Origin of the sequence: Mycolicibacterium sp. TUM20985 (assembly GCF_030295745.1) — a bacterium.
GTDB lineage: Bacteria > Actinomycetota > Actinomycetes > Mycobacteriales > Mycobacteriaceae > Mycobacterium.
Genome location: NZ_AP027291.1, coordinates 2,955,582 through 2,976,484 on the forward strand (window position 1 = coordinate 2,955,582; position 20,903 = coordinate 2,976,484).

Sequence of the window (20,903 nt, forward strand, 5' to 3'; positions counted from 1 at the left end):
CGGGACCGGAACATCTCGGATCTCCTCTACGTAGATAGTACGTAAGATGTTGGTGTGACAGTTCCACGACGAAGGACGGGATGACCCTGATGAGGGGGATCGACTCCGCGGCGACCACCCGGCGCAGGGGCATCTGGTGGACGACGGTGGCATTGTTGACCACCGCAGGCGTGGTCCTCGGCGTGAGCGCGTGCGGCGGTCCGACGCCGCCGCCCCAGCAGCCCGAAGCCATCGTCGACAAGGGCACCCCGTACGCCGACCTCCTCGTCCCCGATGTACGGACGTCGGTCACCGAGGGCGCCGTGGGAGTCTCGGTGGACTCGCCGGTGACGGTCAACGCGGCGACCGGTGTCCTCGGGGCGGTGACCTTGGTCAACGAACAGGGGCGCGCGGTCAAGGGTGACCTGAGCGCTGATGGCGTCACGTGGCGCTCGGCGGAGCCCCTGGGCTACAACCGCACGTACACCTTGAACGCCGAGGCGCTGGGCCTCGGTGGCGTCGCCCGCAGCACAGCGACGTTCGCAACCGCGTCGCCGAAGAGCCTCACCATGCCCTACGTGCTACCCAATGACGGTGAGGTCGTCGGCGTCGGCCAACCCATTTCCGTGCGTTTCGATGAGAACATCCCCGACCGGCTCGCCGCTCAGCGAGCCATCGCCGTCACGACCGAACCTCCCGTGGAGGGCGCCTTCTACTGGCTCAGCGATCGCGAGGTGCGTTGGCGCCCAGCGCAGTACTGGAAGCCCGGAACGGCGGTCAACGTCGAGGTCAACACCTACGGCGTCGACCTGGGCCAAGGATTGTTCGGCCAGGAAGACGTCTCACGCAACTTCACGGTTGGTGACGAGGTCATCGCGACGGCAGACGACGCCACCAAGACGATGACCGTGCGCGTCAACGGCGCGGTGGTCAGAACCATGCCGATCTCCATGGGAAAGAACTCCTCTCCCACCGACAACGGCACGTACATCATCGGCGACCGATACTCGTTCCTCGTCATGGACTCCTCGACCTACGGCGTCCCGGTGAACTCAGCCGAGGGATACCGCACCGAGGTCAACTGGGCCACTCAGATGTCCTACAGTGGGATCTACGTTCACTCCGCACCGTGGTCGGTGGGCAGCCAGGGCCGCGCCAACGTCAGCCATGGCTGCCTCAACGTCAACCCCGACAACGCCAAGTGGTTCTACGACACGGCCAAGCGCGGAGACGTCGTCCAGGTCATCAACACCGTCGGGCCCACGCTGCCCGGCATCGACGGGCTCGGCGATTGGAACATTCCATGGGATCAATGGAAGGCGGGCAACGCTACCGTCAGTGGCTAGTAGCGCCGCACGTTGTAGATGGGCGCCGACGATATCGGAGCCACCCTCACCGGCGTTCCATACGTCGAGGCGTGCACCATGTTTCCATCACCAATGTAGATGCCCGCATGTGAGGCGTCGGAGTAGAACGTGACGATGTCACCGGGCTGGACGTCGGACGCCGCGACGGGCTGTCCCCCCGCCGCAAGCGCTTGGCTCGATCGCGGGAGTGACTTGCCGTTCTGCAGGAACGCCCACTTGATCAGCCCCGAGCAGTCGAATGCGTCCGGCCCCGTGGCGCCCCAGGAGTACGGCGCACCCACCCGGGTCAGTGCCGCCTGCACGACGGGCATCCCGTCCCCCGCCGAACCGGGCAACGCTGCGGTGGTGTCCGGCAGCGACGGCTCGGGCATCGCGACGATGGCGGGGTCAGTGGGCGGCGGCGACTGCTCGGCGGGCACGGGCCCCGGGTCGGCCAGCACCGAGCGCTGCTCGGGAGTCAACACCCGGTACAGCGCCTCCACTTGGGTTATCTGCCCGCGTAGCCGACTCTGCCTGGCCTGCAGGCCATCACGGACCGACGTCGCCTGCTCGGCTGCCGCCCGTGCTTGCAGCGTCGATGCCTCCGCAGCGCGAGCGGCCACGTCGGCACGCGTCGACGCCGCCCGGAATGCCGTCATGCGCTCCGAGATCTGGCGGGCCATGACCTCCTTCACCGACAGGTCGTCGAGCAGTCGTTGCGGTGATTGCGCCGTCAACACCGTGCTGACACCGGTGGAACCGCCCATGTAGGACGCCGCCGCCGCAGCATCGACCGCGTCCTGATATCTGCCCAGGTCGGCTCGCGCGGCGGCCAACGCCCAGGATTCCGCACGCTGGCGATCCTCGGCCCCGCGTCGCGCTGCCAGCTTGGCCTCGAGATCCAGTTGAGCAGAGTAAATGGCTTCGGCGGTCCGCTCGGCTTCCCGTGATAGCTCCGTCATACGCGCCAACGCGTCGGATGCCGGGTCCGCCCGACCAGTGCCCGCTGAATTTCCGAGCGTCACCGCCACCAAGACTGCCCCGACGAGAGCAACAGTCGATTGGCATATCGGAGCAGAACGGCCGAATCTCAAGACGTGGATCCTCACACCGCAGGGACATCTATGGTTTAGCTACGTAGGTCACGGAAAGGTTACGATTAAACGCGCCCAATGTCCACGTATGCGAATCGTGTCGCGGCCGTGCACACCGGTTCGCCCGGAGGGTGACCCCTATAGGCATCGCGAAACCTTCACGAGTGCAACGTGTCACGAAGTGGCAGCAACCTTGTATTGACGTGAGTTCCGGCGACGACACGTCACTACCTACTATGTGCCACAGTAGGTAGTGACTCAGTAGATGAACCGTGGACTTGGCGCGAGGAACGACATGACAAGCGGAACCGCCATCACGGCGCGGGTTCACTCACTCAATCGACCCAACATGGTCGCCGTCGGCACCATCGTCTGGCTCTCCAGCGAGCTGATGTTCTTCGCGGGGTTGTTCGCGATGTACTTCACCGCCCGCGCGCAGTCCGAGGCGTGGCCCCCACCCCCCACGGAACTCAACCTCGCCCTCGCCGTACCCGTGACGTTGATCCTGATCGCGTCCTCCTTCACCTGTCAGATGGGAGTCTTCGCCGCCGAACGCGGCGACGTGTTCGGCTTACGCCGCTGGTACGTCGCCACCTTCGCCATGGGGCTGCTCTTCGTACTCGGACAGGCCTATGAGTACTACAACCTCGTGCGCGAGGGAACCACCATCTCCAGCAGCGCCTACGGCTCGGTCTTCTACCTGACCACTGGTTTTCACGGGCTGCACGTCATCGGCGGTCTTGTCGCCTTCATCATGTTGCTCATGCGCACGCGCATGAGCAAGTTCACCCCCGCCCAGGCGACGGCGGCCATCGTCGTCTCCTACTACTGGCACTTCGTGGACATCGTGTGGATCGCGCTGTTCGCCACCATTTACTTCGTACGGTGACCACGGGCCCGCCATGCTCGCATCGCCGAGTCTGGCGGGTGCTTGCTAGACGAACGGGTAGTGCGCTCATACTTTTGCTCACCACCGTCGTCCTCGAATGTGCGCCAACCGCGGCTTCGTCGGTCGCCGTAGAACCGGGGCGAGCGTCGTCGCCGACGGCGCCGGCCTCTCCGAGCCCTTCGGTTCCGACGCCCACCACGCACTCGTACGACGACGCGGACATCGAGCAACGATCCGAAGGTTCCAGTCCCGCGCTGTGGATCCTGGTGGGCGCCCTGGCCGGACTCGTCGCCATTGGGGCCATCTTGCTGCGCGCCGGCACGTCACCGCGCGATCACCACGTGTGAGGCGTGGTCCGGGTTCAGCCATCGAACAACAGATACAACCCCGAGAAGGTGTACCCCACCATCGTGAGCATGATCGCCAACTGACCGATGATCTGATGCCGTCTAGGAAGCAGGTGCAGAGCCCGGTCGTGGGCCTCGACGACCGCGACGATGCGCCCGATCACGACACAGGAAACCTTGAGTATCCACAACAACGACGGGTCCTGAGACAGCCGTAGAAGACGTCAGTGGAGTCCAATCCGAGCAGGTGCCAACCTCGACCCGGGGGTCGGCCAATCGCACGATCGTCTCCTGGCTGCGCTCCACCAGATAGGACAAGTAGTGGGCGAAGATGTAGCCGACGACGATCGGAATCAACGAGTGCGCCAATTCGCCGGGCAGCCACCGACGTCTGTCCGCCGTCACCCCGCCGGTGGCCCTTGCCGCGGCCCAGGAGGTCACGCCGACGACCGAGACGAACACAACCAGGCCGACGGTTCGGAGCAGGGAGGCGGCCCAGGCCTCGCTGGGCACGGGTACTGACGCCGCACACTGGTCGACGAGGTTTCGGAAGGCGGGCGACTGCGAGAAACCGCCGAAGGCCGTGGACCCGACCAGCACCGCGAGGACGGACACCCCTCCCGGACTCACGGGCATGGTCGTCAGATGGTCCATCGGATTGATCGCCGTGATCCGGCCAGTGACGGGGCTGCGACGGAACGGAGCCAGCCGCGACACCGCCATACTGTAGACCTCGAACGGAGCGGCCCGGGCGAAACACCGCGAGCCGAACGCCCACGCGCCCAACAACATCAGGACGGTGTACGCCAACAGCCAGGATCTGATTGCCACCAGCGAACCGGCATCAGGACTGGCCAGTTCGAGCCACGCGAAGATCAGCAGACCGAACGCCGCCGGCCGGCATCCCCATGTCAGCGGATACTTGCGCATTGCGGGCCGATCAGATGTCTTCCGGCGCGTCATCCCGCGTAAGCGCCACACCGTGCGCAACGGCGAGACGGCCCTCCAGACCGGGCCGATCAGCACCGAAACGGCGACCAGCCCGACCCAGAGCAGCACGCAGAACACCTCAGGCAAGGCGTTGTCGCTGCCGTCCGGCCCGAACAAGGCCGCGATACTACCCAGACCGCGAACAGGAGAGCCGTCAGCGCAACGCCCCAGCGCACGGGACACCGTCTCGGCAGAGGCGTCCGCACCTATCGCCTAGGTCCGTACGTACCATCCCCATAGGTCGCAGACCGAAACATACACTCGGGTGTGGGCGGCACGTAGCCGCACTTGCTATCGAACTGAAGGAGGACCGTGACCAAGACCGTCCTGCGCACCATCGCGGCGTCGCTGATAGCGCTGGTCCTCTCATTGCTGGGAGCGGGCATCGCCGCCGCTCACACTGCGCTCGTGGATTCCGATCCTGCCAGGGACGCGAACCTAACATCGTCGCCGACCGCGATCCTGTTGACCTTCAGCGAAGACATCAACCCCGCGTTCGCCACCGTCGTCGTCAGCGGTGCCGACGGCCGCAACTGGGTGTCTGGATCTCCCAAAGTAGAAGGGCCGCGTCTGACCGCTGTCGTGGGGCCGAACCGCCCCGCTACCGGCGTGTACACCGTCGGCTACCGCGTGGTGTCAACCGATGGCCACCCCGTGACCGGGTCCTACACCTTCACCATCGCCGGCGTTCCCGGCGAGGGGCCACCCTCGCCCGCACCGACCGAACCCGCACCGAACGCCGGCGCTGCGCCTTCACAATCAGCCCCCGAGGGGTCGGACACCAAGACAACGGTCATCACCGCAGCCGTTGCCGGCCTGGCCCTCGGTGCGGCGATCGCCTTCTGGCAATCGAGGAAGCACCGGCGCAAGGATGCAGCCGCCGACGCAATGGGACCGGCGAATCCCACCGACCTCGGCGAGGAATCTGACACGCGGTAACCGCGGTTCAGTGGCGCAACGGCGGCGTCATCATGGAACAGCGGCGGTCCGAGGTGACCAGCGCGGTCACCGGTACATGACCGACACTGCCAACCGAACCCGATGGCTGTGGCACGCCGGGCCCCGGGACTCACGGCTCGCTAATCGTCGAGTGGCACCTCGAGTTTTTCATGGATATCCGCAGTTATACATGTCCTTGCATACTGTAGGAGTGCTTAAATACGTTCCGCTGCAGCAGTTTGCACCGCCTTCCAATTGTTGCGCACGCGCCGCATCACGCAGCGGTGATGTTGCGCGACGTTTTGACGTCGCGGGGCGCAGACAGCGCTCTTAGGCGAGCAGCCGACCCATGGTGAGTACGTGACGTCCTACGCACACCTGGAGGTGGTTGACCGACATGGCCCCGTCAGCGGCGTATCGGGGACACTGGCGCGCCGTTGGCGAAGAGTCTCGCAGGGGCGGAACTGAGCTCAGTGCGGTTGCGAACGGGAGGAGTTCCGTGGACGCACCCAGCCCCGGTGGAGCAGCAGCAGGCCGGCACGCGGTGGGTGAGCCTCGGGTCACCGCCTTCGCGAATGCCGCTCGAGAGTTCGGAGCAGGTCGTAGAGGGGGTTGAGTTCGGCGGCGGTTCGGGTCTCGGTGCCGGCGCCATCGACGTAGCGTTGTGACGTGGCCATGGATTCGTGACCGAGCAGCTTCATAAGCGTGTAGACGCTGACGTTAGCGTTGGCGAGTTCGGTGGCGAACGTGTGGCGCAGACCGTGCACAAGGACACCGGGTGGTCGCTCGCCGTTGATGCCGGCTTTCTTAAAGGCTCTCAGGACTCGATACTGGAGCGTTCCGCGGGTGATGCGTCCTCCGTCGACGCCTAAGAAGAGGGGAGCAGTCGGGGGTAAATGATAGTGCAGCGCGTCACCCTCGGCTGTTTCCTCGCGCGTCTGAGGAAAACGGGTGGTGCGAGTTCGCAGGTAGTCGTCAAGCAGCTCGAGAAGGTCTCCGGCAACCGGTACGCGACGGTCCTTATTCCCTTTTCCGCGTACATGGAATACGCCGCCGTCGTCTGTTCGGCGAATGTCGCCGAAATTGGCGTTAAGCAGTTCCTCGGCCCTCAGACCAGCTAAGAGCGAGGTAAAGAGAATAGCGCGATCGCGTTCGGGCCAGTCGCTGTTGCGGGCGGATCCTCGGTCAGCGTCGATAGCGGCGACCAGATCGGTTACGGCTCGACCGGGGTAGCTCTTTGGGAGAGTCTTTGGCACCTTCGGGCGACCAATTAGCGGCATAGGATTGGTCTGGACGAGCTCTGCGGTTATTAGAAAGGTGCACAACGTGTTCCACGTCGACCAGCACCGCCGGACCGACGCCGCCGAGTGTGTGTCGGCGTAACCGGCAAAGGCAGAACGAAGCGATACTTTGGTCAGCTCGTCCGTTCGGAGGTTGCGAATGGCGTCGGCGGTACCGACTACCTGCCTAGCAATCGCGTGGAAGTCCTGACAATACGCCTTAATCGTGTAGGGCGAGAGCTTGCGAATTGCGCGATCAGATAGGAAGTCTTTGAACCATCCGGGGTAGTTCCGCGATGCATTCGCGGCATCGACTTCATGTTTCGCCCCGGCAGACGACATTGGCCTGCTGTTAGATGACTGGTTCATCATGAGCCCCGGTTTGTTGTCGCACTCGCGCTGCCCGGACACCCCGCGGCGACGACTCCGCTTGCGATAGGCGGCGCGTCGGATGCGGGCGCGGGCGGAACCCCCCGGTCACAAGTGAGGAAGAAGCGATGTGATCAATCGGCTGGATCGCAGCGGTCCGGATATCACAGTCCGAAACCGTTGGCTCACATGCGATGTAAGCGAAGGACGGGCGCTCTCCGCGGAATACAGACGCTGATCGGAAGATCGACGGCTTCAAATTCAGCCCGCCCGAGGCCGCCAGTACCGCCAGATTCTCAGAAGAATTCACCGGCCGAGGGCTCCACGCTGGCAGGGTCCGTGCACATCGACACGTCGTACACCGAACGCATGAGGATCGCCCCCACCACCCGCTCATTCGCGTCCTCTTTTTAAACGGCTGTACTCCGCAGCTGGGATGAGCAGAGCGACTTCGCGCCCACGCCTTGTGATTACGTAGGTGTGTCCCCGTTCCACTTCATCGAGTATTCGGCCGAATTGGCGGCGTAGGTCAGTCATGCTGACCCGCGGCAGCGAGGGATCGATCATCGGCACCAACGGTTTAAACCCGGCATCTCGTCCGCAAGTTTCCGAGGATTCGTTGGCTTCGCACACCTCGCGGGCACACGTACTGGTGGCTCGGGCCCCTCATGTTGGAGCTCCCACATGGCTGGACTCATGGGCCGACCGCGAGGTCCTCTTCGACGCTGGCAAGCGCGTTCACTATAAGGTCCCGGTGGTGGATGTTGCCGACGGCAGCGGCGGCATAGCACATATCGGCAAGCGGCAATGGACGTGTTGCCCACCCGCCGATGTGCTCGGCGGTGCGGGCCACTAGCCAGTGAGCTCGGTACCTTGCCAGTTCACCGATCGTGTCGCTGGGGTCGGCGGTGGAACCGTTGGCGAACGCAGGCCGGCAGATGGACGTCACCGTATTGAATGTTTTCGCGTCCTCGTCGTACTTAGCCCATTGTTGGGGGGTGGGCTCGCGGTCGCCACCGCGGGTTGACCATATCTGCCGCATGGAGTCGGGGATGCCGTCGTCGACCGCATTAACCTGCGTAGCCGCCGAGTTCACCAACGACGCGCTCGTCGCTGACACGATCCGGTCCTGGAAGATCGGGTGGGCATCCATGACGCGCAATAACCGTGGGTACACGTCGGGCCATAGCACCGCCAACCGGTGCACGTGCATGCTGTCGATGTGTTGGGCTGCCACCTGTTGGCCTGGCTGTAGAAGCGGGTTTGTCTGACGAGTGCACGACGGTGGGTGCTCCACCCCGGTGTCGCGCAGCACACTCACTCCGACCGTGGTCGCTGCCGCGACCAGACGCCAGCCAAGCTCGGCCCGCAGCTGTGCGTACTCGAGGAGGATCCGCGCGGGATCAGACCAGCCGAACCACAACTGCCGAAAATGGTCATCCACCAACGGATCTGTGGCCAATACACGAACCGATCGAGGAACGAATACGCCCGCGGGAATATAACTCGCACCGTCATTGGAAGTGATGACAGTTTCCGTGCCGATCGGTGAGCGGAAGACCCCCACTGCCCACTCGATCGGATAGTTGACTGCTTGAGCTGCGTGCTGAAGCTTCCAGGCCAGCTCCTTGGCCGCCGCGGCGTTGGCCGACTCCTGCCGATCGCGAGCCGCAGCCGTCTGCCCCGCGGCCACTACGCTCGCCGGAATCAGCGTCGCGCCCGCACCAGAGAGCGGCGGCGAAGCCGATGGAGTATTACTGGCGGCGCCAACCGGGACAGTCGCCGCTGGCGGCGGAACAGCACCAGCTGGCGGCCCCATCGAGCCCGGGGGAAGCATCATCGCCGCAACCCCGCCGGTACCCGTGCCCCCGGTCAGAGTCACAGCAGAAGCGGCAGGGGTGACCGTGCCTGGCTGCGCTGAGACCGGCGCCGCGCCACTGCCCGCCGTCGACACTGGCGTCGCAGACCCGCCCGCCGACAAGGCCTGCGACGGACTCGCCGAAGCGGGTGGCGGTGGGGGTGCCGTGGGCATCCCACCGCCGACGCCGCTCGTCGTCGACATTCCCTGAGTGAACGCAGACAGAGGTGACCCGGCCCCTGCACCTGAGCCGGGCACTCCCCCGGCATTCGGCAAACCGGTTACAGCTCCAGGCATTCGACCCGCACCGGTACTCAGCGGATTGGATCCCATTCCGGGCATGCCGCCACCTCCCAGGCCGCCAGGCATCTTCGGCACACCACCACCCGAACCCATCCCGCCACTGCCGCCTCTGCCGCCCACTGACGGCATACCGCTCAGCGGTGAGGACGCTGCTGGCGGAGAAGCCACACCCAGCGCTGCTTGGGTCGCAGGCCCACTCGTTTTCTTGATCCCTTCATCATCTGTAGTCGTCTTGATCCCGGGGCCGACTCCAGGCTGAGTGGTGGAAAAACCCGTGGTCGGATCAGCCGGCGCATCGGCAGGATGTTTCTCGTCGCTGCCGTTCTCCCGCGAGGTGTTCCACGGGTCATCTACTTGCTCGACGCCCGGCGACGTCTCATGATCGACCGGTTGCGCGGGAGGTGCCGCGGGAACGTCACCCCACTTCGCCAAAAGGTAGAGCGCTCTTGTACTTTCAGTACTCTTCTTGAACGAGGCGTGGGATGCCATCGCGGCGGTTACTCCCGCTTCGGTCTGGTACCGGGCTATGCCGTGGTACTCGGTCACCAGGGCTTCGGCTTCGCCCGGCAATTTCGCGCTCGCGATCTTGGCGTCCGCGTCGCGGACGAGTTGCTCCTGCCCTGACCGCGTATCGCGAAGCACCGTGGCGATATCGGCGCACTTGTCTCCCACTTTGGCGTGCCATTCCGCGATCGTCTTGGCTTCTTCGGCCAACGCCGCGTTCACCCGGTGAACTTCGTCGAAACCCTGTGAATCGGCCGCATCGCGTAATCTTGCGCTGTCAGTAACGATCTGCTGGTGGACTCCATTCCACGACGTCGCACCAGCTCGGTAGGTCTGCTCCTGGGCATCCCAACACGCCGCATCCGGTGGTTCCATATCGGGTGTAACTATCAGCCGCCCATACGATCCCACAGACCTTCCGGTATCTAGCATCAGCGCAACCCACATTCGATAACGATCTTCGAGGCCAGTTCGTTGGCCCGAGCGGTGGCTACGTTGGATGCGTTCCAGTCGCGCATATTCACTGCGTGCAGTCTGTCGATCTGCGCAACGATCCAGTTTCTGATCGGTGTCGAGACCGCCGCCGGTGCGCTTGGTCCCATCTTGGTTCTGAGATAGACCAGCACCGACACACCAACCCGCTTTTCATCGGTGCGAGCGTTCCGCGCCTCTGGGCTGGACCCGTTGTCCTCGGCTATTGCCGCGCGCAATTTCGATGTCGACGCAAGCGTCCGTGCGGCTTGGTCCCAAACCGCACATGTGGTGCCCCTGTCGGCCTCGACGTCACCCTTGCCGTACGTCAATGACGGTGGTGCCACGACTAGTGTGTGCCGCGCCGGTTCGATTGGACGGATAAGGGCCGAGCCGGTGGCCAGCACGGCACCTATTGTGACCAGGCACGCCACCGCGGCGGCAATCAGCCCGTTGCGGTGACGCCTCCAGCACTCCGCGGTCACGAAAAAGACCCTATTGCGAGTACGGAGTACTCGTCCACTAGCGCAGAAACATCTCCAAAATGCTTCATTCGCAGAAGATGTCGCCTATCGGCAACATCATGCAACTCCGTGCGGCGAAACGACATCTCGTCATCAGGCTCGAAATTGGGACGGCGACACTGACATGCAGACCGACCCATCTGGCGCTCCCCCAGCCCAGGTCCAAGTGTTCGACGGGCCGTCACACGACAAGAGGGCGTGCGGCGTCTCATTGGAGGATGGCGCGTGGCTCGAATGGTTCGCCAGCGTTGAGTTCACGTTCGAGCTGGTCGCACAACATCAAGATCGCCCGGCGGATGAACGCCTGCTGAGTGCTGATGCCGGTGTAGGGCTGTGTCCATGTAATGACGTTCACCATCCGCTCCTTCAACTCTTCAGGGACCGAGAGCAAGATATCGACGGCCTTCCGACCAGGGGCGCAACGCGCTTTTTCGACGTCCCCGGCTACGTCGCTCAATGCATCGCCCGTGAGATGTGGGGTCGAATGACACTGTCACTTGAAGCTGACCCCTCGGGCTCATGACGCACTCGACTAAAGCGGCCGGCCACGACACCAATTGCCGATATGACAATGCTCATTCTTCAAGCAGCCAAACACTTTTACTGTCAAGACAGTAGGACACCGCGTCGGGTGACGTCACTGCCGGATCACGCAATTCCGCGACACACTCGTCGAAGCTGAACCCACCATCAGCCAGCGCTTTCATCCACGCGACGAGTACGCGTCCCTCATCGGCTGGTGCCGCACGCGCCCAAATCCGTCCATACGTCGCCCCGACCGCGTTCGCATAGGCACTCCGTACCGTTGAAGAAGCATCATTGAAAAGTGCCTGTGAGATGGCGGCATACCGTTCCAGCTCGTCGGTACAGATACCGGCGACACTGAGATAGAGCGACGCGTTCGTCAGCTCGGTTCGCCAAAAGTCAAGCATGGTAGGGCCGTAGAAGCTTCTTGACTGCAGGAGACGCACGAAATACGCGCCTTGCACGTAATTCGTTGACTGACTTGCAGATTCGTCGCTTAGCTGCGTCGCTGAAATCTCTTGGCTATTCATGCCCTCACCAAGTGATGAGGCAAGGTCGGCGCACGCGCCACCGAGACGATCCCAAAGCTCGATCAGGTGGGCAGCATGACCCTCGAGCGGGGATGTCACGAATGCGGATCCGTCGGGTAGAAGATCTGCGGTCACGAACCTGAAAGTGCAGGCCCAGAGTGCGGCTTGCCCAATGACCTCCGCTAGCGCGGCATGCCTCCTGCCAAGTTCGAATCCTCGACTATTTGCCTGGCTCAGTTCATCGTTCAAGGATCACCTCCGCGACTCCGGGCAGTGTCTTGGCGCAGGGACGGGCCGCATACCACCGAGAACGACGAGCAGGTGTGGTCAGTGGACGTACAGCGCTTACTGGGGTCCTATAGCCACGTATGCGGTCCACCCTCCCTACGGTACTGGTATCCGGTATGGATTGGCCACCGATTGAAAGATATTGCCTAAGAATACATCTGGTCGACTTAGAGATCCGTGCGCGCTGAACAAGAATCTCATGGCAACAAGTGCACAAGCAGTGCTCAACTAGTGACCATCATTGCTCAACTAATGCACAACTAATGCACAACTAGTGCCTAACTACTGCCCAACTATGTTTCGTAGCCGGTGGTTTGAGTTTCTGCCGACGTGCGAACCTAGTGTCACAACGACGAACTTGATCACGACCGGTAGGCAGCCGGGATGGCGGATCATTTCGAGCATCAGCGCTTCTGCCAGAATTCGCCGATCGTCCCAGCCTGGTGAAGACAAGCGTTGATTCTTTCTCATGTTGCCCAGGGTGGTGGACGCTGTTTCACCCGTTCGTCTACGTTCCAGTCATTACATGTCCACGACATGCGCGGCCGACAGCGGGACGCCGCACCGACCGTCCACCAAACACGTTCTCCATCAGTAGATCCAAATACTGAATGGTCCAGGAGGCTCAAAGATGCGTGGGTATCGGGACTATCTCGTTAACGGTGTTTCCGGCGGTTTTCATCAGTAGGTTTCGGCTGCCGGGAATCGGTCGCCGAAGGTGATCGCGAACGCATTCAGCGCGGGTTTCCACCGCATCGTCCATCGTGCCCTGCCGACGCCGGTCGGGTCCAGGGATCGGGTGACGAGGTACAGGCATTTCAGGGCGGCCTGCTCGGAGGGGAAGTGCCCGCGGGCCTTGATTGCGCGGCGGTAGCGGGCGTTGAGTGACTCGATGGCATTCGTCGAGCAGATCACCTTCCGTATCTCCACGTCGTAGTCCAGGAACGGGATGAACTCGTTCCAGGCGTTGTCCCAGAGTTTGATCACCGCTGGGTAGCGCTGTCCCCATTTCTCGGCCAGATCATCGAACGCCGAGCGGGCCGCAGTAGCATTGACCGCGGTGTAGATCGGCTTCACATCGCGTTTGATCTCATCCCAGTACTTGCGGGACGTGAGCCGAAAGGTGTTGCGTATCAAGTGAATGATGCACGTTTGGACGATCGCTTGGGGCCACACGTTGCTCACCACTTCGGGCAGTCCCTTGAGGCCGTCGCAGACCACGAAGAAGGTGTCCTTGACGCCGCGGTTTCGTAGGTCGGTGAGCACGGCCATCCAGAACTTGGCGCCTTCACCGCCGGTGCCGGCCCACAGGCCGAGGATGTCGCGTTCCCCGCCCAGGGTGACCCCGATGGCGGCGTAGAACGGTCGGTTGGCGACCTGGCCGTCGCGGACCTTCACCACGATCGCGTCGATGAAGATCGCGGCGTAGGTCTCATCCAGAGGCCGTACCGTCCATTCGTTCATCTCCTCGAGTACCTTGTCGGTGATTCGGCTGATCGTCTCCTTGGAGACCGAGGCACCGTAGATCTCGGCGAAGTGCGCCGAAATCTCGCCGGTGGTAAGCCCTTTGGCGTACAACGACAGCACGACCTCATCGACACCGGTGAGCCGGCGCTGCCGTTTCTTGACGATCTGCGGCTCGAACGTCGCCGCCCGATCCCGCGGTACGTCGATCTCGACCGGGCCGGTGGTGTCGGTCAGGACAGTCTTGGACCGGGTGCCGTTGCGGATGTTGCTCGACCCCGCCTCGGGCGGGTCGTGTTTTTCATAACCGAGGTGCTCGGTCATCTCCTCGTTCAGCGCGGCCTCGATCACCGTCTTGGTCAGCTGTTTGAGCAGCCCATCGGGTCCGGTCAGTGACAGGCCCTGTTCCTGGGCCAGCCGCACCAGCTCGACCGCGGCCTTCTGCTCAGCGGACTGCTCAGCCTTCTTCTTGGTCACGTCATTCAGTGTCGTCATCGTGGCGACCTTTCTCGCCGAGCATCGCTCAGCGTGTCAGGCCGGAAACACCGTTAAATCCACAGTCCCTGGGTATCACGGATGAGCTGGAAAGCACTCAACTGGTCGTTAACCGTCGAGGTTGAAACCTCGATGATGCGTCTAGTTTGTCGCTTGCCAGGGTGATGGGACCACCTGATTGCCAGGAGGATGGGACCACCGTGGCGCGTTATTGAGGATGCTCGGCGGGGTGGTCTGGGTCAAGCTGGCCGGGCCGGGCGCGTTGGCGGTAGGACGGTCCTTCGATGACCAGGGTGTGGGCCGCCGCGGTCAGTCGGTCGATGGCTGATTGAGCCAATAGCGTGTCGGCGGTCATGGTCAGCCATTCGGCGGGTTCCCGGTTGGAGGTCACGATGGTGGTCTTGGTGCGGTGACGTTCGACGACGATTTCGTAGAAGTCGCTGGTTTCGGTGGCATCGAGCGAGCGCAGCGCGAAGTCGTCGATGATGAGGACGTCAATCGCGGCCAGGCGGCGGATCTCGGTGTCGACGGTGTGGTCGAGTCGGGCTGCGCGTAGCCGGGTGAACAGTTTGTCGGCGCGACCGAATATGACGGTGTGCCGTCGGCGAATAGCCATGTGCCCCAACGCTGTTGCCAAATGCGTCTTGCCTACTCCGACGGGCCCGAGGACGATCGCGGACTGGCCGGCGTCGAGGAACCGCAGCGAGGTCAGATCCCCGAGCAGGGTGCGGTCATAGCGGAGGTCCTCTTGTGCGGTCCAGGTGTCGAAACGCATGCTCGGGTCGAGTCCGGCTTTGGTCGCCCGTAAGGCGGCTGAGCGGGATTCGCGTCGGGATACCTCATCAGCCAGCAGAGTTTCGAGGAACCCGATGTGGCTGAGTTTGTGTTGGCGGGCCAGGGCGGCACGTTCGGGCAGGGTGTCGGCCAACGCGCCGAGTTTGAGTGCTTTGAGCAGTCGGAGCAGATCAGCGCCGACCGGGTCGGCGGCTGCGCGGTTGGTCGTGGTCATGTCAGCGGGTCTCCTCGGGTTGCGCATCGGCCACGACGGTCAATGATGCTGGGGTGTTGGTGAATTCGGATGGATCACGCGAGAACCGGGTAGCTGACTGCCCGACCGCCCGGGGCAATGCCGGAGTGGTGGTTTCGGTGGCGCGTTCCAGCATGGAAGCGATCTTGTTGACCGAGACGACGTCGAGGTCCAACGCGAGTGAACATGCTCGATCGACGCGCTCAGCGCCGTAACGGCGCACCAGACCCTGGAGCCGGTAGACGGTCCGCATCCGGGTCCAGGGCAGCGGGTCATCGAGGATGCGTTCGGCGTAGATCCCGACATTCGGCCCGTGGCTGGCACACGCCGCGATCAACGCCGCCAAGTCCCGCAGCGCATAGCTGGCCTTGTGCTCAGGCAGATCATTGCGGTCGGTGCTGCGCCCACCTGCCGGTTGGCGGGGATGGACCTTCACCAGCGTGCCGCGGTGATAGAACTTCACCAGCTCGCTATCGGCGCGCACGTCCACCGTGGTGCCGATCCACTGCTCGGGCAACGAGTACAGGGCTTTGCCGACCTCGGCGTGGAAGTCGCGGTGCACCTTGACCGCCTTGAACACCGGCACGTCGTAGGCCCCCGGCACCGGCAGCAGGAGTCGCTGTTCTTCGGCGGTGAACACCTCCACCGGCCGTGCGCAGGTGGTGCCGTGGATGCGCATACCGGCCGTCCGCTCACACCACGCGGTCGCCGCCTGCTGCGCCTGCTCGAGACTGGTGAATGTTTCACCGTCCCAGAAGTTTCCACGCACATACTGCACCGTGCGTTCGACCCGCGGCTTGTCCTTGGGCGAGCGCACCCGGGCCGGGTCGGTGAGGAACCCGCCATGACCGGCGTAATCGAGCCAGCCCGCGGTGAACCGGGGGTTGACCGCATCGGCAGCGGCGATCACCGGTTTCAAGTTATCCGGGATCAGCACCGCGAAGACGCCGCCGAAGAACTCCCACGCCGCCTGAGCGCCAGCGATCACCGCCGCCAAGGTCTGCGAATACGACAACCACACGAACATGTGCCGGCTGTAGACGGCGGTGAAGATCAACGCGTGCACCTTGCGGCGACGACCATCACCGGTGTCGGTGAGCATCCCCAGGTAGCCGAAATCGATCTGGCATTCCACCCCCGGGTCGCCGTCGGCGACTCGCACCGTGGTGTCCTTACGTCCGAAACCGCAACGTTCACTGGCGAATCGGTTCAACGTCCGATACGGAACCACACACCCTCGGCGGTCCAACAGCGTCGCGATCTTGGTGATCGTCAACGGCCGCGCCTCGCCCTCGCCGGCCACCCACGCGGTGATCTGCTCCTCGAATTCGAGCAGCCGATCCCAGGCCGCGCCGTGACCATCGGGGCGCACCGGGCGGACCGCTTCGGCGACCGCACCGATCAACCCGTCATCGAGCGCGCTGACATCGTCGTCTCGGCGCAGCCCCGCTGCCTGGGCGGCCTCCACGTAGCGGCGCACCGTTTTGCGGTCCACACCGCAATGCGCGGCGATCCTGCGGTACCCCGGCGCCGGTAACCCCACCACCCCGAGCCACACCCGCAGCACTTCCCTGATCTCGTTCACACTGACCTCCCGAAAAGCCATGCCCGTGCCTCCGTGACTTGAACTGTCACGGCGATCGAACGGGCAAACGAAGAGACCACCGACGCGGCGCGCCGGTGGTCCCATAACTGGCAATCCAGGTGGTCCCATCCCACTGGCAAAATCAGGTCACAGTGGTCCCATGCTCATGGCAAACGACATAGTTCTCATCTTGCTCGCGAATCGCGCAGACGAGAAGTTCTCATGCTACCCATCGGTTCGTACGCTCGCCTCTGAGTCGTGCGCCGCACGGAGCACCATCTTGGCGACGCTTGGCAAGCTCGAAAGGCAAGGGCTCATACAGCGAGTCGCGCAGTATCACGACTCCGGTGCCAGACGCCCAAGTAGTTACCTTCTCAATCATCCCGATGCGCCGCACAGGCGCGCCAGTCCAGATCTCGGACACCCCCAGTCCGTGGACACCACCGGGGCCGTCCGATCCCTGGAGAGGGAAGGTCCACCGCCTATACCTCAGCGGGTCCACGAGGCGGACCCCTTGAACCGTGTAAGAGAACCTCCATCTGAACCATCCACGGCATTCGTACTGGAATCGCTTCCCACGCCGTGGCGAGTTAGCGGTAAGGATGCAAGGAAGCTGTCACCCGCAATCGAGGCAGCCTTCGCTGCGGGCTGGACATCGCAGACTCTGGTGGCCCACCTGTCGTCTCGACCCGAGGGCGTCCGCCACCCCGCCGCCGTCCTCGCGCGGCGACTGAATGAGTTACCGACCCCACCTTCCATCTCGGCGGGACGGAGGACGCCGTGGTGCGGCGAGTGCGAGGACCCGCTGTCGCGCACCATCACAATCTCACAGTCGGACGGCACGGATGCAGCATCGTTCTGTCCACGCTGTAGCCCACAAATGCAACCAAGGGCCACCATTGAGCCGAATCGAAAAGACTATAGGAGCTGAACGTCGTTGTCATCCAATGTGTTTAACCCTCATCCGCTGCTCGTGCCTTCTCCCCGCGCAGTGAGTAATCCGGGGGTTAGGCGCTCTGCCACGTACCGGCTCGCTGCATCGGGAGAACTCCTAGTCGGCGAACGCTGGCGGAAATGTCGTCCGGACGTCCCGCCGTCCGCGGTTGCCCGGACCCCGCCATTACCAGCCTGGCCAGGAAAGTGTGAGCCGCAGCAGAGCACCGGACCCGAACCAGCCGGATCTGTTCAGGACCCTCCGCGAGGCAGGTGGTGACGATGATCGATCCGGAGATTGTGCGGGTGGTGCAAACGGTCTACACGACCGATCTGAGCCTGCCCGGGGAGTGGACACCGGAGCGCCGCAGCCAATTTCTGATGGCCGAAGCGGACAAGATCAGCTCGATGGCGTCCACCATGGCCGAAGATCTGTGGGAGAAGGCCATCGCGGTGTGGAGCCGCAACCGCAACGGAAAGACACTGAATCACGCAACCAAGGTGGCGCTGCTGGAGGCGGCGCGAGCCCAAGCAGCCCGGACGGTGCTCAAGAACGAGCTGTACGACCTGATTTCGACCGACGAGACCCCGCCGCCATGGGAGACACCCGACCCGATTCCGGACCGGGCCCAAGTCAGCTGGGAGCAACGCTGGACGAACCCGGCCCTGCAGAGCGAACCCAACGAGGACCACGAAGCGCTGATCGACCAACTGTGGCCGGCCCCGGACTTCTCGGGACCGTTCCGCATCAAGGCGGGATACCTGATCTCGGCCCGGGCTGAGGACGGCCTGGCGCCACCCGACCACCGCGAGGACCCGCAGACCGACGAGTTGGCGCTGATGATCTACCACGACCTACACGCGGACGGCCTACCCGAGCGGTAGGCCCAGATCCCACTCTTCGAAGACCCTGACGGCGCTAGCGAGCCTCCCGTGGTCGACGTCGAATCCGTTGCGACGCAACTGTCCCGGGGACAACAACCGTTCCCGAACTACTCGGCGCTACCGACTCTGCCGCCGAGGAGTTTCCGCGACAACCGGAAGGTAGTCGGCGGGCACGCGAGATAGAGCCGGTGGCAAGACGTGGGCATCGAGAAGTGTTGTGCAAAAGTGGCTTCAACATTGTCGACCCCCTTGAATCACCGACAGGCACGCGCACCTCGAATCGCATTTTGGAGTCATCGGCAGCTGCGACAGCCTATGACTACTGCCGTTCCGGTCAACAGGCATCCTGTCGCTACTTGTCCGCGTCCGATCGAGACACTCGACGAATTTCCCTGTTCAAAAACATGTCTCACCGGAAAGTGCCCGATGCTGGTGGACGCGGGGTCGCAATGTCTCATACGCTTCCAATCATCGCAAGGAGACATTCACGGCACCGCTAAGCGAATCGGTTCAGATCGTTCGCTCCTGGCGATGCCCTCGTCACTAAGGAGACGTAAAAGCATGTCCAGCAATACGTTTGAAGGACTACCACTTCTTCTGCCCGTACCGCAGGCGGCCAAGCTTCTGGGAATCAGTCGGGCCTCGGCCTACCGGCTCGCTGGCACGGGAGAGTTGCCGTCGCGACGGCTCGGCGGGCGTATCTATATCGTCACAGCTGAGCTGCGCGTAATCGTTGCCGCATGAGAGGTGGACGAGATTCACTCTAGCTCGTTCCTGCATGACGCGTCCCGGGCTGCTCGGTACCCGCGGCAGCTGACGCTCGCCTGGTGATCTCCTAGTCCTCACCGAAGAGAATGGATCACGTTGACTTCCCAAACTGGTGCCGGTTCGGACAGCAGCGGGGCTCCTCGGACCGTGCGCGCGCGGCGTGCTGAGCCAATCACCAGAAGGACATCGAAGAGCGGCTCGGTCACCTATGAGTTTCGGGCCGACGTGGGCAGCAAGCCGGACGGCACCCGCGACCGCAGGCGGTTTACGTACCGAACTTTGGCAGAGGCGAGACGCGAATTCCGTCGAATCACAACCGAAGTCGCTTCCGGTAGTTACGCACGGAAGTCCGCGATCACCGTCGAAGATGCATGCGAACAGTGGCTGGCAGGCCGCCGCGGCGTCCGTAGAGTGACTCTTGAGGGCTACACCCACGACTTGAAAGCCGTTCGCCGCTACCTTGGCGGCAAAAAGCTGCAGCAGCTAACCAAAGCTGACGGTGACGCCCTAGTGGACTGGATGCTCACCGAGGGACGCAGCTCGCGAAAACGCTATCAGGCAGAAAGCCTTGCAACGCGTGTTGCGACGCTCATCTCAAAGCACCCGCTTGGAGTGAGCGCGGCAGAATTGGCGGCCGCCTTTCCCGAGAATGACGTGCACACATGCTTGGCTGGCCTTCGAAGAGCGAACCGTGTTACCCGCGTGCGGCGAGGTGTCTACGTCCTCGACGAACTCGACACCGGAAGAAGTGCGGTGAGTGGCGTGAAGCCAATCACAGTCAGGTCGACGTTAACCACCTTCGGAATGGTCGTCCAATCCTTCGTTGATCAGGGTGCACTGACCCGCAACATCGTCTCGCTCGTCGAGCGCCCCACCGACGAGCTCATCGAGGACCGACCTGAGACAGCGAAGTCCTGGTCACTAGCCGATGTCGAACGGTTCCGCGCTTCGGTGCGTGAAGACCGCCTATTCGCCTGTTGGCTGCTGAGTTGCTACGGATTACGTCGTTCCGAGGTGCTCGCTGTTCGATGGTCCGCCCTGGACGGTGACACGCTTGCCATCCGCCGAAGCCGCGTCGTGGTGGGCAACCAGTCGATTGAGGGCCTGCCGAAGTCCCGACGCAGCTTGCGAGACCTGCCACTTCCCGCCGAGCTGTCGAACGCGCTCGGAGACCTTCGATCCCGTCAGCAGAAGGAAGCCGAAGCGTTCGGAGTTCCCTGGTCGGTCGATTGCTTGATCGCGGTGCGCGAAGATGGCACCCCCATCCGCCACGAGTGGTACTCCGACGAGTTCCAGCGGCTGCGTGCACGAGCCGGTCTGCGCCGGATACATCTCAAGGGACTCCGCAACACGAGCGTCAGTTTGATGTTGGCAGGCGGTTTACCGGTGCACGTCGTGGCCGCGTGGCATGGCCATGATCCGGCAGTCTCCCTGTCGATCTACTCCGACGCCCAGCGCGACGATTTGCGAGCCGCTGGCGCCGCACTCTTCGGCTAAGGACGGGACGCTC

The 20,903-nt window shown here is 63.2% G+C and carries 17 protein-coding genes and 1 pseudogene; 7 read left to right on the forward strand and 11 right to left on the reverse strand.

Annotated elements, in window-relative coordinates; all coding sequences use genetic code 11:
* Positions 1–89: 89 nt before the first annotated feature.
* On the forward strand, positions 90–1,325 hold the full coding sequence (locus QUE68_RS14570) for a L,D-transpeptidase (RefSeq protein ID WP_284236232.1): 1,236 nt from the start codon (positions 90–92) through the stop codon (positions 1,323–1,325).
* Here QUE68_RS14570 and ripC read toward each other — a convergent pair.
* A complete protein-coding gene (gene ripC / locus QUE68_RS14575; RefSeq protein WP_454786507.1) occupies positions 1,322–2,419 on the reverse strand; it encodes a peptidoglycan hydrolase RipC in 1,098 nt (365 codons plus the stop codon). The two genes, QUE68_RS14570 and ripC, sit on opposite strands and share 4 nt — an antisense overlap.
* A 295-nt stretch (positions 2,420–2,714) precedes the next feature.
* Between ripC and ctaE the strand changes: the two genes are divergently transcribed.
* Positions 2,715–3,308, forward strand: coding sequence for an aa3-type cytochrome oxidase subunit III (ctaE, locus tag QUE68_RS14580; protein WP_284235955.1), 594 nt, complete (start codon positions 2,715–2,717; stop codon positions 3,306–3,308).
* Positions 3,309–3,669: 361 nt separating this feature from the next.
* Here ctaE and QUE68_RS14585 read toward each other — a convergent pair.
* Positions 3,670–4,818 (reverse strand): annotated as a pseudogene (locus tag QUE68_RS14585) (hypothetical protein); the annotation flags it as partial.
* Between the two features lie 139 nt (positions 4,819–4,957).
* Between QUE68_RS14585 and QUE68_RS14590 the strand changes: the two are divergent.
* Positions 4,958–5,584 carry a copper resistance CopC family protein gene (locus QUE68_RS14590; RefSeq protein ID WP_284235953.1) on the forward strand — a complete coding sequence of 209 codons (627 nt, stop codon included), beginning with the start codon at positions 4,958–4,960 and terminating at the stop codon, positions 5,582–5,584.
* A 560-nt stretch (positions 5,585–6,144) separates the two neighbouring features.
* Here QUE68_RS14590 and QUE68_RS14595 read toward each other — a convergent pair.
* The 9 genes from QUE68_RS14595 to istA form a co-directional block, all read right to left on the reverse strand.
* A complete protein-coding gene (locus QUE68_RS14595; protein WP_284235952.1) occupies positions 6,145–7,206 on the reverse strand; it encodes a tyrosine-type recombinase/integrase in 1,062 nt (353 codons plus the stop codon).
* A gap of 420 nt (positions 7,207–7,626) precedes the next feature.
* Positions 7,627–7,800: a type II toxin-antitoxin system Phd/YefM family antitoxin gene (locus QUE68_RS29500; RefSeq protein ID WP_353507029.1), complete on the reverse strand. Its 174-nt coding sequence runs from the start codon at positions 7,798–7,800 to the stop codon at positions 7,627–7,629.
* A 127-nt stretch (positions 7,801–7,927) separates the two neighbouring features.
* A complete protein-coding gene (locus QUE68_RS14600) occupies positions 7,928–10,330 on the reverse strand; it encodes a hypothetical protein (RefSeq protein WP_286275826.1) in 2,403 nt (800 codons plus the stop codon).
* Positions 10,330–10,854 carry a hypothetical protein gene (locus QUE68_RS14605; RefSeq protein ID WP_284235951.1) on the reverse strand — a complete coding sequence of 175 codons (525 nt, stop codon included), beginning with the start codon at positions 10,852–10,854 and terminating at the stop codon, positions 10,330–10,332. The genes QUE68_RS14600 and QUE68_RS14605 overlap by 1 nt, the downstream gene beginning before the upstream one ends.
* A gap of 247 nt (positions 10,855–11,101) precedes the next feature.
* Positions 11,102–11,248: a hypothetical protein gene (locus QUE68_RS14610; protein ID WP_284235949.1), complete on the reverse strand. Its 147-nt coding sequence runs from the start codon at positions 11,246–11,248 to the stop codon at positions 11,102–11,104.
* A gap of 220 nt (positions 11,249–11,468) precedes the next feature.
* Positions 11,469–12,083 (reverse strand): hypothetical protein, encoded by a 615-nt coding sequence (locus QUE68_RS14615; RefSeq protein ID WP_284235948.1) that lies wholly within the window; start codon positions 12,081–12,083, stop codon positions 11,469–11,471.
* Between the two features lie 834 nt (positions 12,084–12,917).
* Positions 12,918–14,195 (reverse strand): IS256 family transposase, encoded by a 1,278-nt coding sequence (locus QUE68_RS14620; protein WP_286274351.1) that lies wholly within the window; start codon positions 14,193–14,195, stop codon positions 12,918–12,920.
* Between the two features lie 208 nt (positions 14,196–14,403).
* Positions 14,404–15,204, reverse strand: a complete 801-nt coding sequence (gene istB / locus QUE68_RS14625) for an IS21-like element helper ATPase IstB (protein ID WP_284226300.1) — start codon at positions 15,202–15,204, stop codon at positions 14,404–14,406.
* A 1-nt stretch (position 15,205) separates the two neighbouring features.
* Positions 15,206–16,828 carry an IS21 family transposase gene (gene istA, locus QUE68_RS14630; protein WP_284226301.1) on the reverse strand — a complete coding sequence of 541 codons (1,623 nt, stop codon included), beginning with the start codon at positions 16,826–16,828 and terminating at the stop codon, positions 15,206–15,208.
* Positions 16,829–16,973: 145 nt separating this feature from the next.
* On the opposite strand from istA, the gene QUE68_RS14635 reads away from it, so the two are divergent.
* The 4 genes from QUE68_RS14635 (at position 16,974) to QUE68_RS14650 (ending at position 20,890) form a co-directional block, all read left to right on the forward strand.
* The gene (locus QUE68_RS14635) at positions 16,974–17,738 is read left to right on the forward strand and encodes a helix-turn-helix domain-containing protein (protein ID WP_284236230.1); all 765 of its coding nucleotides are present in this window, start codon (positions 16,974–16,976) and stop codon (positions 17,736–17,738) included.
* 284 nt (positions 17,739–18,022) lie between these two features.
* Positions 18,023–18,625, forward strand: coding sequence for a hypothetical protein (locus tag QUE68_RS14640; protein ID WP_284235947.1), 603 nt, complete (start codon positions 18,023–18,025; stop codon positions 18,623–18,625).
* Between the two features lie 561 nt (positions 18,626–19,186).
* Complete coding sequence (locus QUE68_RS14645) at positions 19,187–19,369, forward strand: helix-turn-helix domain-containing protein (RefSeq protein ID WP_284235946.1); 183 nt, start codon at positions 19,187–19,189, stop codon at positions 19,367–19,369.
* Positions 19,370–19,618: 249 nt separating this feature from the next.
* Positions 19,619–20,890 carry a tyrosine-type recombinase/integrase gene (locus tag QUE68_RS14650; protein WP_284235945.1) on the forward strand — a complete coding sequence of 424 codons (1,272 nt, stop codon included), beginning with the start codon at positions 19,619–19,621 and terminating at the stop codon, positions 20,888–20,890.
* The last annotated feature ends 13 nt before the right edge of the window (positions 20,891–20,903 follow it).

What these genes read in the sequence shown, in the direction of transcription:
- istB (WP_284226300.1), bottom strand. Translation starts at nt 15,204, where the DNA reads ATGACCACGACCAACCGCGCAGCCGCCGACCCGGTCGGCGCTGATCTG.
- QUE68_RS29500 (WP_353507029.1), bottom strand. Translation starts at nt 7,800, where the DNA reads ATGATCGATCCCTCGCTGCCGCGGGTCAGCATGACTGACCTACGCCGC.
- QUE68_RS14600 (WP_286275826.1), bottom strand. Translation starts at nt 10,330, where the DNA reads ATGCTAGATACCGGAAGGTCTGTGGGATCGTATGGGCGGCTGATAGTT.
- QUE68_RS14620 (WP_286274351.1), bottom strand. Translation starts at nt 14,195, where the DNA reads ATGACGACACTGAATGACGTGACCAAGAAGAAGGCTGAGCAGTCCGCT.
- QUE68_RS14595 (WP_284235952.1), bottom strand. Translation starts at nt 7,206, where the DNA reads ATGTCGTCTGCCGGGGCGAAACATGAAGTCGATGCCGCGAATGCATCG.
- QUE68_RS14570 (WP_284236232.1), top strand. Translation starts at nt 90, where the DNA reads ATGAGGGGGATCGACTCCGCGGCGACCACCCGGCGCAGGGGCATCTGG.
- istA (WP_284226301.1), bottom strand. Translation starts at nt 16,828, where the DNA reads ATGGCTTTTCGGGAGGTCAGTGTGAACGAGATCAGGGAAGTGCTGCGG.
- QUE68_RS14635 (WP_284236230.1), top strand. Translation starts at nt 16,974, where the DNA reads ATGGCAAACGACATAGTTCTCATCTTGCTCGCGAATCGCGCAGACGAG.
- QUE68_RS14640 (WP_284235947.1), top strand. Translation starts at nt 18,023, where the DNA reads ATGATCGATCCGGAGATTGTGCGGGTGGTGCAAACGGTCTACACGACC.
- ctaE (WP_284235955.1), top strand. Translation starts at nt 2,715, where the DNA reads ATGACAAGCGGAACCGCCATCACGGCGCGGGTTCACTCACTCAATCGA.
- QUE68_RS14645 (WP_284235946.1), top strand. Translation starts at nt 19,187, where the DNA reads ATGTCCAGCAATACGTTTGAAGGACTACCACTTCTTCTGCCCGTACCG.